We start from the raw sequence: 14,226 nt of genomic DNA, 5'->3' as shown, positions 1-14,226 counted from the left end.
CATTCCTGATGTCAGTTCGCCATTTCACCGATCTTTCCACCGTTTCCGAAGGCGATTTGCGCTTCATGCTGGATGATGCGGTGACGCGAAAGGCGCGTCTCAGGGCCGGCGAGCGGACCAAGCCGCTCGAAGGCAAGGTGCTGGCCATGATCTTCGACAAACCTTCGACGCGCACGCGCGTTTCTTTCGACGTCGGCATGCGCCAGCTTGGCGGCGAGACCATCATGTTGACCGGCACCGAGATGCAGCTCGGCCGCTCCGAGACCATCGCCGACACCGCCAAGGTGCTGTCGCGCTATGTCGACGCCATCATGATCCGCACCACCTCGCACGAGCGGCTGCTGGAGTTGACCGAGAATGCCACCGTTCCGGTGATCAACGGGCTGACCGACGACACCCACCCCTGCCAGCTGATGGCCGACATCATGACTTTCGAGGAGCATCGCGGTCCGGTGGCCGGCAAGACCATTGCCTGGACCGGCGACGGCAACAACGTGCTACACTCGCTGCTCGAGGCCTCGGCACGGTTCCGCTTCAATCTCAACGTCGCCGTACCCGAAGGCAGCGAACCGGCGCAGAAGCATGTCGACTGGTCCAAGGCGCATGGCGGCAAGCTGCATTTCACCCGCTCGCCCGAGGAAGCCGTCGACCAGGCCGACTGCATCGTCACCGACTGCTGGGTGTCGATGGGCCAGGAACACCGTGCCCGCGGCCACAATGTCTTCTCGCCCTATCAGGTCAACGCCGCGCTGATGGCCAAGGCAAAGCCCGACGCCCTGTTCATGCATTGCCTGCCGGCCCATCGCGGTGAGGAGGTGACCGACGAGGTCATCGACGGACCGCATTCGGTGGTCTTCGACGAGGCCGAAAACCGGCTGCACGCCCAGAAGGCCGTGCTTGCCTGGTGTCTCGGTGCTTGATGTGTCTTGTTGCTTGATGTGTCTTGTTGCTTGATATGTCTTGGCGCCTGAAATGCCCAGGCGCTTGATCTGCGGGGGCGCGATGCCTATCTGCGCCGCATCACGCAAATCAAGCGCGTTTGGACGCATGTGCCCACCAGGGCCGCATGGCCGCGCCCTGGAGCTTTGTCATGTTGGAAAGCCATCAAGTGACTGAACATCACCCCAAACTCGGCGAGTTCGGCTACGCCGGCGACGATCACGTCGTTCCCTTCGAAGTCGGTCCGCTCGACGTGCGTGGCCGCACGGTGCAGCTCGGGCCGATGCTCGACGCCATCCTTGGCCGCCACGACTATCCCGAGCCGGTCGCCCGCCTGCTGGCGGAAGCCTGTGTGCTGACGGTGCTGCTCGGCACCTCGCTCAAGTTCGAAGGCAAGTTCATCCTGCAGACCCGTACCGACGGGCCTGTCGACATGCTGGTCGCGGACTTTTCCACGCCCTCGGCGCTGCGCGCCTATGCGCGTTTCGACGCGGATCGGCTCGAAGCGCTGGTCGCGGCCGGCGAGACCTCGCAGCAAACGCTGCTTGGCAGCGGCGTGCTGGCGCTGACCATCGATCAGGGCGCCCATACGCAGCGCTATCAGGGCATCGTCCAGCTCGACGGCGAAACGCTGGAAGACGCGGCGCGTACCTATTTCCGCCAGTCGGAACAGATCCCGACGGATATCAGGCTCTCGGTCGCCAAGCTGCTGACGCCCGGTATCGGCGGTGCGCGCGAGCAGTGGCGCGCCGGCGGCATACTGGCGCAGTTCCTGCCGCAATCGCCCGAGCGCATGCGCGTCCCGGACCTGCCGGGTGGCGATGGCGATCCGCGCGAGGAAGTCCACGATCCGGCCGATAATTCCTGGCAGGAACTCCTCGCCTTGCTGGGCACCATCGAGCCGACCGAGCTGATCGACCCGACCATCGGCGCCGAGCGGCTGCTCTATCGCTTGTTCCACGAGCATGGCGTGCGCGTCTTCGGCGGCGTCCCCGTCACCGACCAGTGCTCGTGCTCCAGGGACAAGATCCGCGATATCCTCGAAGGCTTCTCCGCGCAGGAGATCAAGGACAGCACCGAGGATGGCGGCATCCACGTCGCCTGCGAGTTCTGCTCGACCCAGTACGACTTCGATCCGGCCGAGTTTGCGGCTCAGTAAAGCTAGTCCCTTCTCCCCGTCACTATACGGGGAGAAGGTGCCGGCAGGCGGATGAGGGGCAGCGCCAGCGTTAGTACAGGAGCTCCTTGGCTCTATCTGAAGAAAATTCTCGCAAGCTCGGCGCTGCCCTCATTGTCCTGCCGGACGGTCGTCACTCGAAAAGCCAAGCAATTCGTCCGCTTCGCGGACCATTCCTCAACTCCCCCGTATAGTGACGGGAGAAAAGACGCTAATTCACCGTGCGCCTTGTCCCCGGCAGATCGAGCGAGAAGGCGGGGATGGCGATGTCGAAGGTCTCGCCGCGCTTGTTGCGCATCGTGTAGCGTCCGACCATGATCCCGGACGGTGTCGAGAGCGGGCAGCCGGACGTGTATTGATAGCTGTCGCCGGGATTGAGTTCCGGCTGGTCGCCGACAACGCCCGGCCCGCGCACTTCCTCGACCCGGCCGGCGCCATCGGTGATGTGCCAATAGCGCGACAACAACTGCACGAACTCGTCCGACTGGTTGTCGATCGTTATCTGATAGCCCCAGACATAGCGGTTCTCCGAGGGATCCGAACGGTCCTCGAGATAGAACGGCCTGACCTGCACTTCGATGTTGCGCGTCACGGCGCGGTACATGAGCGGCTCCAAAACAACCCGATGACTTTCAGCGCTCCCGGTGAGCAGGTCAACGTGCGCGTCTTGTCGCGGCTGACCTTGAACCGCAGGTGCCGGCAAAGAATGTCATTTAAGTGACACACGACAATGGTGGTGTGCACGAACCGGGCGACTCGGCGCTCTGTCGAACTGTTGAAAACGGCCACGATGCCGGCCGCCTTTCCGGAGTGACCAGATCTCGATGGAACTCACCTTCATAGCCGCCTCGCTTTCGACCGCACTCATCCTTTCAAACGCCGCCAGCATTTCGCTCGCCGCTTCACAGCTGAAACGGCGCAACACGATCGCCCCGCCAGCCGGCAAGCCGCAACCGGTCTCGATCGTCGTCCCGTCGCGGGGCGTCGAGCCGTTCACGCATGAGACGCTGGAACGCGCCTTCGCCCTCGACTGGCCACGCTACGAACTGATCTTCTGCGTCGCCCATCCCGACGATCCGGTGGTCAAACTGATAAACAGGGCGATTGCCCGGTTTCCCAAGGTGCCGGCCCGGCTGCTGATCGGTGACGACCGCGTCAGCGCCAATCCAAAGCTCAACAATTGCGTCAAGGGTTGGGAAGCGGCACGCCACAACTGGGTCATCCTTGCCGATTCCAACGTCCTGATGCCGAGGGACTATGTCGAGCACATGATGGCGGCATGGCGGCCCGACACCGGCCTTGTCTGCTCGACGCCGATCGGCTCGCGGCCCGAGGGTTTCTGGGCTGATGTCGAATGCGCCTTCCTTAACACATTGCAGGCCCGCTGGCAGTATGCCGGCGAGGCGCTCGGCCTCGGCTTTGCCCAGGGCAAGAGCATGCTGTGGAACAAGCCGATGCTGAATGCCAATGGCGGCATTCGGGCGCTGGCCGCCGAGATCGCCGAGGACGCTGCCGCCACCAAGCTGGTGAACGGCCTCGGCTTGCGCGTCAATCTCGTTGCCGCGCCCTTCGAGCAGCCGCTCGGCCAGCGCACGCTTGGCGAGATCTGGTCGCGTCAGGCCCGCTGGGCGCGCCTGCGCCGCGTCACCTTCCCGCTGTTCTTCGCGCCCGAAATCCTGACCGGCGCGGCGGTGCCTCTCGCGCTTGCCCTGGTTGCTGCGGCGAGCGCCGGCATCAGCCTCTGGGCAACCGCGATTGCCGTGTTGGCGGCCTTCTACCTTCCGGAGTGCGCACTGGCCTTGTCCAAGGGCTGGTACCTGTCGCCGCGCATGGTCGCGGCCATGATGGCGCGGGACGTGATGCTCCCAACCCTCTGGGCGCGCGGCTGGCTCGGCGGCGCCGTCGACTGGCGCGGCAACGCAATGACCATCCGCACCAAGGCGGCCGAACTGGAGGAGACGCCGTCGCGCGCCTGATCGCCGCGACCGACGCTCCCAAACAGCCTATTTGGCGGCCTTCAGCGCCTGCGCGATGTCTTCCAGCAGGTCGTCGGCGTCCTCCAGGCCGACCGACAGCCTGAGCGTCCCTGGCCCGATGCCGAGTTCGGCGCGGGCCTCGTCGCTCAGGTTCTTGTGCGTCGTCGTCGCCGGATGGGTGATCAGGCTCTTGGCATCGCCGAGATTGTTCGAGATCAGCACGATGTCGAGGGCGTTCTGCAGCGCGAAGGCCGCCGGCTTGCCGCCCTTGACGTCGAGGCAGATCAGCGTCGAGCCGCCCGACATCTGCTTCTTGACGATGGCGGCCTGCGGATGGTCGGCGCGGCCGGGATAGATGACGCGGGCGATCTGCGGCTGCTCGGCCAGGAAGTCGGCGATCCTGCCGGCGCTTTCCGTCTGCTGGCGCACGCGCAGCGGCAGCGTCTCGAGCCCCTTCAGCAAGGTCCAGGCATTGAACGGCGACAGGCTGGGGCCGGTGTGGCGGAAATAGTCGTGCAGGTTTTCGTCGATCCACTTCTTGTCCGACAGGATGACGCCGCCGAGGCAACGGCCCTGGCCGTCAATATGCTTGGTGGCCGAGTAGACGACGATGTGCGCACCAAGCTGCAACGGCTTCTGCTGCAGCGGCGTGGCGAAGACATTGTCGACGACAAGCCGCGCGCCGATCGAATTGGCAAGCGAGGCGACGGCTGATATGTCGACGACTTCCAGCGTCGGATTGGTCGGGCTTTCCAGGAAGAACAGCTTGGTGTTCGGCCTGACCGCCTTTTCCCAATTGGCGATATCGGTGCCGTCGACCAAGGTCGCCTCGATGCCATAGCGCGGCGCCAGCGTCTCGACCACCCAGCGACAGGAGCCGAACAGCGCGCGCGCCGCAATGATATGATCGCCGGCCTTGACGCTGCACAGAAGGGCCGCGGTCACCGCCGCCATGCCCGACGCCGTGGCGCGCGCGTCCTCGGCGCCTTCGAGAGCGCACATGCGCTTTTCGAACATGTCGACGGTCGGGTTGGCGTAACGCGAATAGATGAAGCCAGGCTCTTCGCCCTTGAAGCGGGCTTCCGCCGCCTGGGCGGTTTTATAGACATAGCCCTGGGTCAGGTACATCGCCTCGGCGGTTTCGCCGAATTGGGAACGCAAGGTTCCGCCATGCACGAGTGCCGTCTGAGGTTTCCAGTTGCGCTTCTTGGTGCTCATCGCTTTGTTCCAGACACAAAAAAACCGGCCGCGAAAGTCGCAACCGGTCCATACGGCCTTGCGGCCCGACGGTCCTTTAGCGACTTGTTTAACGTGGCTGCAAGCCGACCGGCCAAATCACCACGGGATAACGACCCTTTAGACCCGCGCCACGCTTGCGTCAATTGCCGGCTTCATTAAGAGGTTTGTACCAAGGCAGGTTCCGCAAAAGTGCCCAGTGGTTTTGCGGCAAGAACCTGCACCAAAAGAGACCAGTCTTGGGCGGAGCCAGACTTTGCGGCAGACAGGCATTCTTCCCGATCAGGACATTTCGGCGCTGTTCAAGTCCGGCGCGCTGAAGTCGCCGCGCGCGCTCGATGCCGATCAGATCCAGCCGGCGAGCCTTGATCTCAGATTGGGGAAAAAGGCCTGGCGGGTGCGCGCCTCGTTCCTGCCCGGCCCCAACCACAAGGTCTCGGAAAAGCTCGATCGGCTGCAACTCCACGAGATTAATCTGACCGAAGGCGCGGTTCTCGAAACCGGCTGCGTCTATATTGTGCCGCTGCTCGAAAGTCTGGCCCTGCCGGCTGATATTTCGGCGTCGGCCAATCCGAAGAGCTCGACCGGGCGCCTAGACATCTTCACCCGCGTCATGACCGATCGCGGCCACGAGTTCGACAAGATCGCCGCCGGCTATCACGGTCCGCTCTATCTCGAAGTCAGCCCGCGCACCTTCCCGATCATTGCGCGCACCGGTTCGCGCCTGTCGCAGATCCGCTTCCGCACCGGCAATGCACTGCTCTCGGAGGCTGAGCTGCATGAATTGCACAACGCCGAGATGCTGGTCGCCACCGATCCGCCCAACATTTCCGGTGGCGGCATCGCGTTGTCGATCGATCTCAATGGCGACAAGGATGGGGTGGTTGGCTATCGCGGCAAGCACCACACCGGGCTCGTCGATGTCGACAAGCGTGCCGCCCAGGATGTCCTCGATTTCTGGGAGCCGATCCATAAGAGCGGCGCCGGCGAACTGGTGCTCGATCCCGACGAGTTCTACATCCTCGTCAGCCAGGAGGCGGTGCATGTGCCGCCGCTCTACGCCGCCGAGATGACGCCCTTCGATCCGCTGGTCGGCGAGTTCCGTGTCCACTATGCCGGCTTTTTCGATCCGGGGTTCGGCCATTCGGCGTCCGGCGGCACCGGCAGCCGGGCGGTGCTCGAAGTGCGCAGCCACGAAGTCCCGTTCATCCTCGACCATGGCCAGATCGTCGGCCGGCTGGTCTACGAGCACATGCTGAAGCGGCCGCGGGCGCTTTACGGCACCGACCTGGGCTCGAACTACCAGGCGCAAGGCCTCAAGCTCTCAAAGCATTTCCGCGCGGTGCGCTAAGGTCGAAGCTGCCGATCTCCCCACGAGAGGGGGATGACGCCCTCGTGGCTTTTACAGCGCCTTCACCGCCACCTTCACCGGCTTTTCGATTTCCAGCGGGTTGCGCAGCGGCAGGCCGAAATCCCCTGCCTCGATCTCGAACACGTCGCCTGCTTCCGTGTTGATGCCGTCGGCGAAGGATAGCGTCGCGGTGCCGAACATATGCACATGCACGTCGCCCGGCTGGCGGAAGGCCGAATATTTGAAGTGGTGGTGTTCGAGATTGGCGATGGTGTGCGACATGTTCGTTTCGCCCGACAGGAACGGCTTCTCCCACAATGTCTTGCCGTCTCGCAGGATGCGCGACGTGCCGCGGATGTCCGAAGGCAGGTCTCCGATCAGGATTTCCGGCCCGAACGAGGCATTGCGCAGCTTGGAGTGGGCGAGGAAGAGATAGTTCACGCGCTCGGTCACATGGTCCGAGAATTCGTTCGACAGCGTGAAGCCGACGCGGAACGGCGCGCCGTCGTCGCCGATGACATAGATCCCGGCGACCTCGGGTTCTTCGCCGGCATCCTTGGCAAAGGCCGGCGACATCAGCGCCGCGCCAGGCGCGACCGCCATGGTGCCGTTGCCCTTGTAGAACCATTCCGGCTGTACGCCGACCTGGCCTTTGGCGGGTTTGCCGCCTTCCAGCCCCATGCGGAACATCTTCATCGAATCGGTGAGCTGCTCCTCGCCGTCGGTGCTGAGCTTCTTGTGCATGGAATCGCGCGTCGCGGCCGACCCGAGATGCGTCAGCCCCGTGCCGGTCAGGTGCAGATGCGCCGGGTCGGGGTGATTGATCGGCGACAGGAGCCGTCCCCTCTTGTAGGCGGCGTCGAGATCGACCGTCTCGCCAAGTCCCTTGCGTTCGATCAGGGCGGCCAGGCCGACACCGGTGCGGGCGGCCTCCATCGCCAGCGAATAGACGCTGCGCGCGCCGTTGATGATCCGGGTCTTCCCGCCGCTGCGGGCAACGACACGGATCGTCTCGGCGTCGTCGAGAATCTGCGAGATCAGCATGATCAGTCCTCTCTCATTTTTCCGTGTCCGGCTGCCATCGGCAAAATCCTGACCGGCGCGGCGCGGAAACGCGCCACGGTTGAAACGCTTCGTCCGGATTGCGTTCGCGAGCCTGGTCCTTCCCCGGACTTCTTGGTGCCGACGGGCTGCCGGCAGCTTCGCGATCTAGAACCCGTATGCCTCCTAGTCCTCGCCTCCAGCCCTTAAGCCTTGTTCTTGTTGTAGACGTCGAAGATGACGGCTCCGAGCAACACCAGTCCCTTGACCACCTGCTGCCAGTCGACGTTGACGCCCATGATCGACATGCCGTTGTTCATCACGCCCATGATGAAGCCGCCGACCACCGCGCCGATCACCTGGCCGACGCCGCCCATCGCCGAGGCGCCGCCGATGAAGACGGCCGCGATCACGTCGAGCTCGCTGCCGAGGCCCGCGGCCGGCACGGCCTGGCCGAGACGCGCGGCGATGATCAGGCCGCCGAGCGCCGACAGCACGCCCATATTGATGAACACCAGAAGCGTCAGCCGCTCGGTGTTGATGCCCGACAATTGCGCTGCCTTGGGGTTGCCGCCCATCGCGTAGATGCGGCGACCGATGGTCATGCGCTTGGTAACGAAGACGAACAGCGAGATCAGCACGCCCATGACGAGCAGCACCACCGGCAGGCCCCTGTAGCTGGCGAATTCATAGACCAGGAACAGCGCCAGCGCGCTGGCAACCAGCGTCTTGATGACGAACAGGGGGAAGGGCTCGGCCTCATAGCCGTGGCGCTCGCGTTTGCGCCGTGTCCTCACCCCGAAATAGGCATAGGCCAGCACGGCGATCAGCCCCAGCACGACCGTCGTCATGTGCAGCGTCAGGCCGCTGCCCAAAATGGTCTTGCCGGCCGCGTTTACCGTCGGCGCAATCAGCGTCAGCGGGCCGATCACATCAGGAATGAAGCCGGAGCTGAGTGCCTTGAAGCCGTCCGGAAGCGGACCCACCGAGGAGCCGCCGCCCAGCAGCGCCTGGCAGATGCCGCGGAAGATCAGCATGCCCGCCAGCGTCACGATGAAGCTCGGTATCCGGTGATAGGCGATCCAATAGCCTTGCGCCGCGCCGATCAGGCCGCCCACGATCAGGCAGACGATCGAGACCACCAGCGGATTGCTGAGCGGTCCGAGCTGCCAGATGACCATCATGTTCGCCGCCAGCGCGCCGATGAAACCGGCGACCGACCCGACGCTGAGGTCGATGTAGCCCGAAACGATGACCAGCAGCATGCCCAGCGCCATCACGATGATGAACGAGTTCTGCTGCACCAGGTTGCTGAGGTTGACCGGCTTGAACAGCGTTCCCGACGTGGTGAACTGGAAGAACAGCATGATGACGATCAGCGCGATAATCAGACCATATTCGCGCAGGTTCGTCGTCAGCGCCGAGACGGCGATGCGTGGACGCTGTTCTTCGGCGATGTTGCCTTGCGGGGCGGGGGCGCTGTCGGTGCTCATGCTGCTTTTCCTTCTCCACGAACGATGGCCCGCATTATTTTTTCCTGGCTCGCGTCCGCCGCGGGCATTTCGCCCACGATGCGCCCTTCGTTCATGACATAGATTCGGTCGGTGATGCCGAGCAATTCCGGCATTTCCGACGAGATGACCAGGATCGCCTTACCTTCAGCGGCGAGGCGCGCAATGATCGTGTAGATTTCGTACTTGGCGCCGACATCGATGCCGCGCGTCGGCTCGTCGAGGATCAGAACTTCCGGGTCGGCGAACAGCCATTTCGACAACACCACCTTCTGCTGGTTGCCGCCCGAAAGATTGCCGGTCATCTGATAGACGCTCGATGCACGGATGTTGGTTTTCTTTCGATAGTCGTTGGCAACGGCGAGCTCGCGCATGTCGTCGATCACACTGTGGCGCGAGACGCCGCCCAGATTGGCCAGCGTTATGTTGTGCTTGATATGATCGATGAGGTTGAGACCGTAGGTCTTGCGGTCCTCGGTCACATAGGCGATCCCGTGTTGGACCGCCTTGCTCACCGAGGAGACGTCGACCGCCTTGCCCTTGAGCAGCACTTCGCCGGTGATGCGGCGCCCATAGGAGCGGCCGAACAGGCTCATGGCGAATTCGGTGCGGCCGGCGCCCATCAGCCCGGCAATGCCGACCACCTCGCCCTTGCGCACGTTGAGGTCGATGCCCTTGATCACCTGCCGCTCGGCATGGATCGGGTGATAGACCGACCAGTTCTTCACTTCGAACACGACCTCGCCGATGTCAGGCTCGCGCGGCGGATAGCGGTCGTCGAGCGAGCGGCCGACCATGGAGGTGATGATGCGGTCCTCCGAAATATCCTTCTTGGCCAGCGTCTCGATGGTACGCCCGTCGCGGATCACGGTAACCTTGTCGGCGACCCGGTTCACCTCGTTGAGCTTGTGCGAGATCAGGATCGAGGTCATGCCTTGCCGCTTGAATTCGAGCAGCAGGTCGAGCAGCGCCTGGCTGTCCTTTTCGCTGAGCGATGCGGTCGGCTCGTCGAGGATCAGCAGCTTAACTTCCTTGCTCAGCGCCTTGGCGATCTCGACCAACTGCTGCTTGCCGACGCCGATATTGGTGATCAGGGTCTTGGGGTCCTCCTTGAGGCCCACCTTCTTCAACAGGGCGCTGGTGCGCGCCTCGTTGGCGTTCCAGTCGATGACGCCGTATCTGGCGTGCTCGTTGCCGAGGAAGATGTTTTCGGCGATCGACAGCATCGGCACCAGCGCAAGCTCCTGGTGGATGATGACGATGCCCTTGTGTTCGCTGTCATGGATGCCCTTGAATTGGCATTCCTGGCCCTGAAAAATGATCTGGCCGTCATAGGTGCCGGAGGGATAGACGCCCGACAGCACCTTCATCAGCGTCGACTTGCCGGCGCCGTTCTCGCCGACAACGGCGTGGATCTCACCTTCCTCCACGCTGAGGTTGACGTTCGACAGCGCCTTCACGCCGGGGAACGTCTTGGTGATGTCGCGCATCTCCAAAATCGTCGAGGTCATCAGGGCAAGCTCCTCCTAGACTTTCTTGTTTTTACGCAATTCCTGACGGAAAACCGCCGCGCACTTTTCCTGGAATTGCTCTAGGCCGGCAGAAACAATACCGGGGTCGCTTGTGAACGAAAAGGGGCCCTGCGTTGCGCAGGACCCCTGATTTTATAACCGGGATTACTTCAGGTCTTCGGCCTTGATGTAGCCGGAATCGACGACCATCGCCTGGTAGTTCGACTTGTCGACCTCATGCGGCGTCAGCAGGATCGAGGGAACCACCTTGACGTCGTTGTTGTAGGTCTTTTCATCGAGGCCTTCCGGCTTGCCGCCCGAGAGCACCTTGTCGACCAGCTGCACAGTGGCCTTGGCCAGTTCGCGGGTGTCCTTGAACACGGTCGAGTACTGCTCGCCCGAGATGATCAGCTTGACCGAGGCGGTCTCGGCATCCTGACCGGTCACGATCGGCCAGGGCTGTGCGTCCGTGCCGTAGCCGACGGCGCGCAGCGAGGCGGTGATGCCGCGCGACAGGCCGTCATAGGGCGACAGGACGCCGTCGACGCGGCTGCCGTCCGAGTAGTTGGCCGACAGGAGGTTGTCCATGCGAGCCTGGGCGGTGGCGGCGAGCCAGCGCAGCGTGCCGACCTTGTCCATGCCGGTCTGGCCGGACTTGATCTTGATCGAGCCGTCGTCAATCAATGGCTGCAGGACGGAGATAGCACCGTTGTAGAAGAAGAAGGCGTTGTTGTCGTCGGGCGAGCCGCCGAACAGTTCGACGTTCCACGGCTTGGTGTTCGGGAAGCGCTCCTTGAGGCCCTTGACCAGCGAATTCGCCTGGATCACGCCGACGCCGAAATTGTCGAAAGTGGTGTAATAGTCGACATTGGCGGTCTTCTTGATCAGGCGGTCATAGGCGACCACGACGACGCCTGCGTCGTTCGCCTTCTGCAGCGCATCCGACAGGGTGGTGCCGTCGATCGAGGCGATGATCAGCGCCTTCGGGCCCTTGGTGATTTCGTTTTCCAGCTGGCTGAGCTGGTTGGGGATGTCGTCCTGCGCATACTGCAGGTCGACAGTGTAGCCGAGCGCCTCGAGCTGGGATTTGACGGCGTCGCCGTCATTGATCCAGCGCTGCGAGGTCTTGGTCGGCATCAGCACGCCGACAAGACCCTTGTCGGCCGCGTGCGCCTGATAGCTCATGGCAGCGATGCCAAGGGCCGCGACGGCGGCCAGCGTCTTGATGATTTTCACGTTACTCTCCCTGGTTGATGGACGCGACACCTCGGGGCTTCGCGGGCCGCGCAGCCAGACAGGAGCGCAAAGGCGCCGCTGTCGGCTTTATCGATCTCCGGTATCCTCCCAATCGGCTCCGCGACACAGTTTCAATCGATACGATTTTGTTCGTTACCGACCCTTGCATCTCGGAGCGCGCGAAGGGTGGGTCCCTTTGCCATAACTGTCAAATGCGATCTTTGGTGGTTGCTATACCGAAACCGGTATGATCTAGCATGCGGAAAGAAACCGGCGGAAAGGCTGGAAGATCATGGCGGCATTGCGCGATCCCGATGCTATTCCAGTAAGTTACGAGAAGCTCCCGGGAGATGGGGAGACACTCCTGCGCAGTGGCTTGAGCTTGCGCCACATGCGCATGATCGCCGCCCTCGACGATCACGGACGGGTGAGCGCGGCGGCCCAGGTCATGAACATCTCCCAGCCGGCCGCCTCGCGCATGATCGCCGAGATGGAGGCGGTGCTTGACGTAAAGCTGTGCGAACGGCTGCCGCGCGGCGTGACCCTTACCCCCTACGGCCAGGCGCTCGCCAGGCGGGCCCGGTCGATCCTGCTCGAGATGCGCGAAGCCGACCGCGAGATTGCCGAGCTCAAGGCCGGCAAGGGCGGCTCGGTGTTCCTCGGTGCCGTGACCGCGCCGGCGATCGAATTGGCCGTACCGGCGATTCGCGAGATCCGCCGCATCTACCCGCGCATCGAGATCACCATGCAGGTCGAGACGTCGAACGTGCTCGCCCGCGAGCTGATCGCCTCGCGCCACGACTTCATCATCGCCCGCATTCCCGACGACCTCAATCCGCGGCTGTTCGAATCCCGTGTGATCGGCGTCGAGAAAGCCTGCCTGATCGTGCGCCGCGGCCACCCGCTCGCCGGGGGCAATGTGGTCAGGCTGGAAGACACCGCCGCCTATGACTGGGTCTTCCAATCGGGCGGTTCGCCCTTGCGCCAGGCGATGGAAAGCAATTTCCTGAACCGCAACATCGCGCTGCCGGACCGGATCTTGAACACCAGCTCGCTGCTGCTCACGCTGGTCATGGTTGCACAATCCGATGCCATCGCACCGGTCTCGGTGCAGGTGGCGAAGTTCATCCAGAATCCGGACGGGCTTGCCGGCGCCATCGATGTCGTCCAGACCGAGTTCGACATCGAGGTCAGGCCCTACAGCCTGATCACGGTCCGGAATCGCGTGCTCTCGCCGGCGGCCAAGATGCTGCATGATTTCATCCTGCGCGAAGTAGGGTGACGGAACGAGAACCGACACCGCGCGTTCAGAAGCGATCGGCATGCGCGCTGGAGCCTGTTTCGGGCGAGGGAACGAGGTGTCGATGGTCAACAACTCGAGAGGTTTTTATGGAACGTCGGAAGTTTCTTACTGGAATGCTTGGCGTTGCGGGGGCAGTGGCATTTGCAAGCGTGGCCGGACCCGGCCGCGCGGTTGCCGGTATTCCCCAGGGCACCGGAATTCTTGATGAGCTGGACAAGTCAGATCCGGCTGTCTTCGAAGGGGACGACGAAGTCGCGCTGGAGCAGGTCTCCCATCGCAGCGGCCACCATGGCCACGATTACCACGATGACTACTGGCGTCGCCGCCATGGACGCCGCCGCGGCTGGAGACGGGTTTGCCGCAGCTACTGGCGCCACGGCCGCCGCCGCGTCCGCTGCTGGCGCGAGCGCGTCTGGCTGTAATCGCTTCTGCGGTTGACGCAAAGGCCGACCACCACAACGTGGCCGGCCTTTGCGCGTACGGCGTTGATCGACCAGTGTAACGTGTATGGCCTGCATTTTGCCTTGGCGTGAGGTCGAATCTACGGAACCATATGAGCCTTTGTTCGTTGAGGCGCTGTTTAAGCGGAGCTTTGACATGTCGAGGGGCGATCAGGAAGAACGGCTTTCTGCAATCGAGGTCGGACAGGCCGCGGGCAATCCGCACGCATGAAAGGCGTGGCGATACTTACCGAAGCCCGTAGCGGTTCCGAATGGCTTGGCAGTCTCACAAACAGCACGGGATTGTTCGGCAACTCCGCCGAGTGGCTCGACACGACCAATCTCGGGTGCAAGCCGAAATCCTTCGATGACCTGCTGTCCGCCGTGATCGATCGCGGCGGGACCGCGAACGGCACGTTCGCCGTCAAGCTGTTTCCACGGCACCTTCACTGGTCGCAGGCCAAATATGGAGCCGACTTCCTGGCGGAATGCGGCCGGCGCCATG

Annotated in this window: 13 protein-coding genes and 1 riboswitch; of the genes, 6 read left to right on the top strand and 7 right to left on the bottom strand. The window is 63.1% G+C overall.

Features of this window, described 5'->3' with window-relative positions:
• The first annotated feature begins 8 nt into the window (after positions 1–8).
• Positions 9–920 carry an ornithine carbamoyltransferase gene (argF, locus tag EN804_RS20045; protein WP_127275612.1) on the top strand — a complete coding sequence of 304 codons (912 nt, stop codon included), beginning with the start codon at positions 9–11 and terminating at the stop codon, positions 918–920.
• A gap of 146 nt (positions 921–1,066) precedes the next feature.
• On the top strand, positions 1,067–2,098 hold the full coding sequence (locus EN804_RS20040; RefSeq protein ID WP_127275613.1) for an Hsp33 family molecular chaperone: 1,032 nt from the start codon (positions 1,067–1,069) through the stop codon (positions 2,096–2,098).
• A gap of 229 nt (positions 2,099–2,327) precedes the next feature.
• Here EN804_RS20040 and apaG read toward each other — a convergent pair whose 3' ends face one another.
• On the bottom strand, positions 2,328–2,720 hold the full coding sequence (apaG, locus tag EN804_RS20035; RefSeq protein ID WP_027146773.1) for a Co2+/Mg2+ efflux protein ApaG: 393 nt from the start codon (positions 2,718–2,720) through the stop codon (positions 2,328–2,330).
• Positions 2,721–2,940: 220 nt separating this feature from the next.
• Between apaG and EN804_RS20030 the strand changes: the two genes are divergently transcribed.
• On the top strand, positions 2,941–4,092 hold the full coding sequence (locus tag EN804_RS20030) for a ceramide glucosyltransferase (protein WP_127275614.1): 1,152 nt from the start codon (positions 2,941–2,943) through the stop codon (positions 4,090–4,092).
• A 27-nt stretch (positions 4,093–4,119) separates the two neighbouring features.
• Here EN804_RS20030 and EN804_RS20025 read toward each other — a convergent pair whose 3' ends face one another.
• Positions 4,120–5,310 carry an O-succinylhomoserine sulfhydrylase gene (locus EN804_RS20025; protein WP_127275615.1) on the bottom strand — a complete coding sequence of 397 codons (1,191 nt, stop codon included), beginning with the start codon at positions 5,308–5,310 and terminating at the stop codon, positions 4,120–4,122.
• A gap of 56 nt (positions 5,311–5,366) precedes the next feature.
• Positions 5,367–5,444: riboswitch (SAM riboswitch) on the bottom strand.
• Between the two features lie 140 nt (positions 5,445–5,584).
• Here EN804_RS20025 and EN804_RS20020 point away from each other — a divergent pair.
• On the top strand, positions 5,585–6,679 hold the full coding sequence (locus EN804_RS20020) for a 2'-deoxycytidine 5'-triphosphate deaminase (protein ID WP_127275616.1): 1,095 nt from the start codon (positions 5,585–5,587) through the stop codon (positions 6,677–6,679).
• A gap of 51 nt (positions 6,680–6,730) precedes the next feature.
• On the opposite strand, the gene araD1 is transcribed toward EN804_RS20020, so the two are convergent.
• From araD1 to chvE, 4 genes are all read right to left on the bottom strand, one after another.
• The gene (gene araD1, locus EN804_RS20015) at positions 6,731–7,723 is read right to left on the bottom strand and encodes an AraD1 family protein (protein ID WP_127275617.1); all 993 of its coding nucleotides are present in this window, start codon (positions 7,721–7,723) and stop codon (positions 6,731–6,733) included.
• Between the two features lie 203 nt (positions 7,724–7,926).
• The gene (mmsB, locus tag EN804_RS20010; protein ID WP_127275618.1) at positions 7,927–9,213 is read right to left on the bottom strand and encodes a multiple monosaccharide ABC transporter permease; all 1,287 of its coding nucleotides are present in this window, start codon (positions 9,211–9,213) and stop codon (positions 7,927–7,929) included.
• Entirely contained in the window at positions 9,210–10,742 is a 1,533-nt protein-coding gene (gene mmsA / locus EN804_RS20005; RefSeq protein ID WP_127275619.1) for a multiple monosaccharide ABC transporter ATP-binding protein, read from the bottom strand. The genes mmsB and mmsA overlap by 4 nt, the downstream gene beginning before the upstream one ends.
• A gap of 165 nt (positions 10,743–10,907) precedes the next feature.
• A complete protein-coding gene (gene chvE, locus EN804_RS20000) occupies positions 10,908–11,978 on the bottom strand; it encodes a multiple monosaccharide ABC transporter substrate-binding protein (RefSeq protein ID WP_127275620.1) in 1,071 nt (356 codons plus the stop codon).
• A gap of 292 nt (positions 11,979–12,270) precedes the next feature.
• Here chvE and EN804_RS19995 point away from each other — a divergent pair, with 292 nt between their 5' ends.
• Both EN804_RS19995 and EN804_RS37280 read left to right on the top strand, forming a co-directional pair.
• Positions 12,271–13,260, top strand: coding sequence for a LysR family transcriptional regulator (locus EN804_RS19995; protein ID WP_015319281.1), 990 nt, complete (start codon positions 12,271–12,273; stop codon positions 13,258–13,260).
• A gap of 107 nt (positions 13,261–13,367) precedes the next feature.
• Positions 13,368–13,703 (top strand): protamine-2 (modular protein), encoded by a 336-nt coding sequence (locus EN804_RS37280; protein WP_189524540.1) that lies wholly within the window; start codon positions 13,368–13,370, stop codon positions 13,701–13,703.
• A gap of 189 nt (positions 13,704–13,892) precedes the next feature.
• On the opposite strand, the gene EN804_RS38060 is transcribed toward EN804_RS37280, so the two are convergent.
• Positions 13,893–14,225, bottom strand: a complete 333-nt coding sequence (locus EN804_RS38060; RefSeq protein WP_245512003.1) for a hypothetical protein — start codon at positions 14,223–14,225, stop codon at positions 13,893–13,895.
• Between the last annotated feature and the right edge of the window lies 1 nt (position 14,226).

This window comes from Mesorhizobium sp. M8A.F.Ca.ET.161.01.1.1 (assembly GCF_004792105.1).
Lineage (GTDB): Bacteria > Pseudomonadota > Alphaproteobacteria > Rhizobiales > Rhizobiaceae > Mesorhizobium.
The sequence above is the reverse complement of the archived record's forward strand: the minus strand, read 5'-3'. Positions and strand labels throughout refer to the sequence as shown.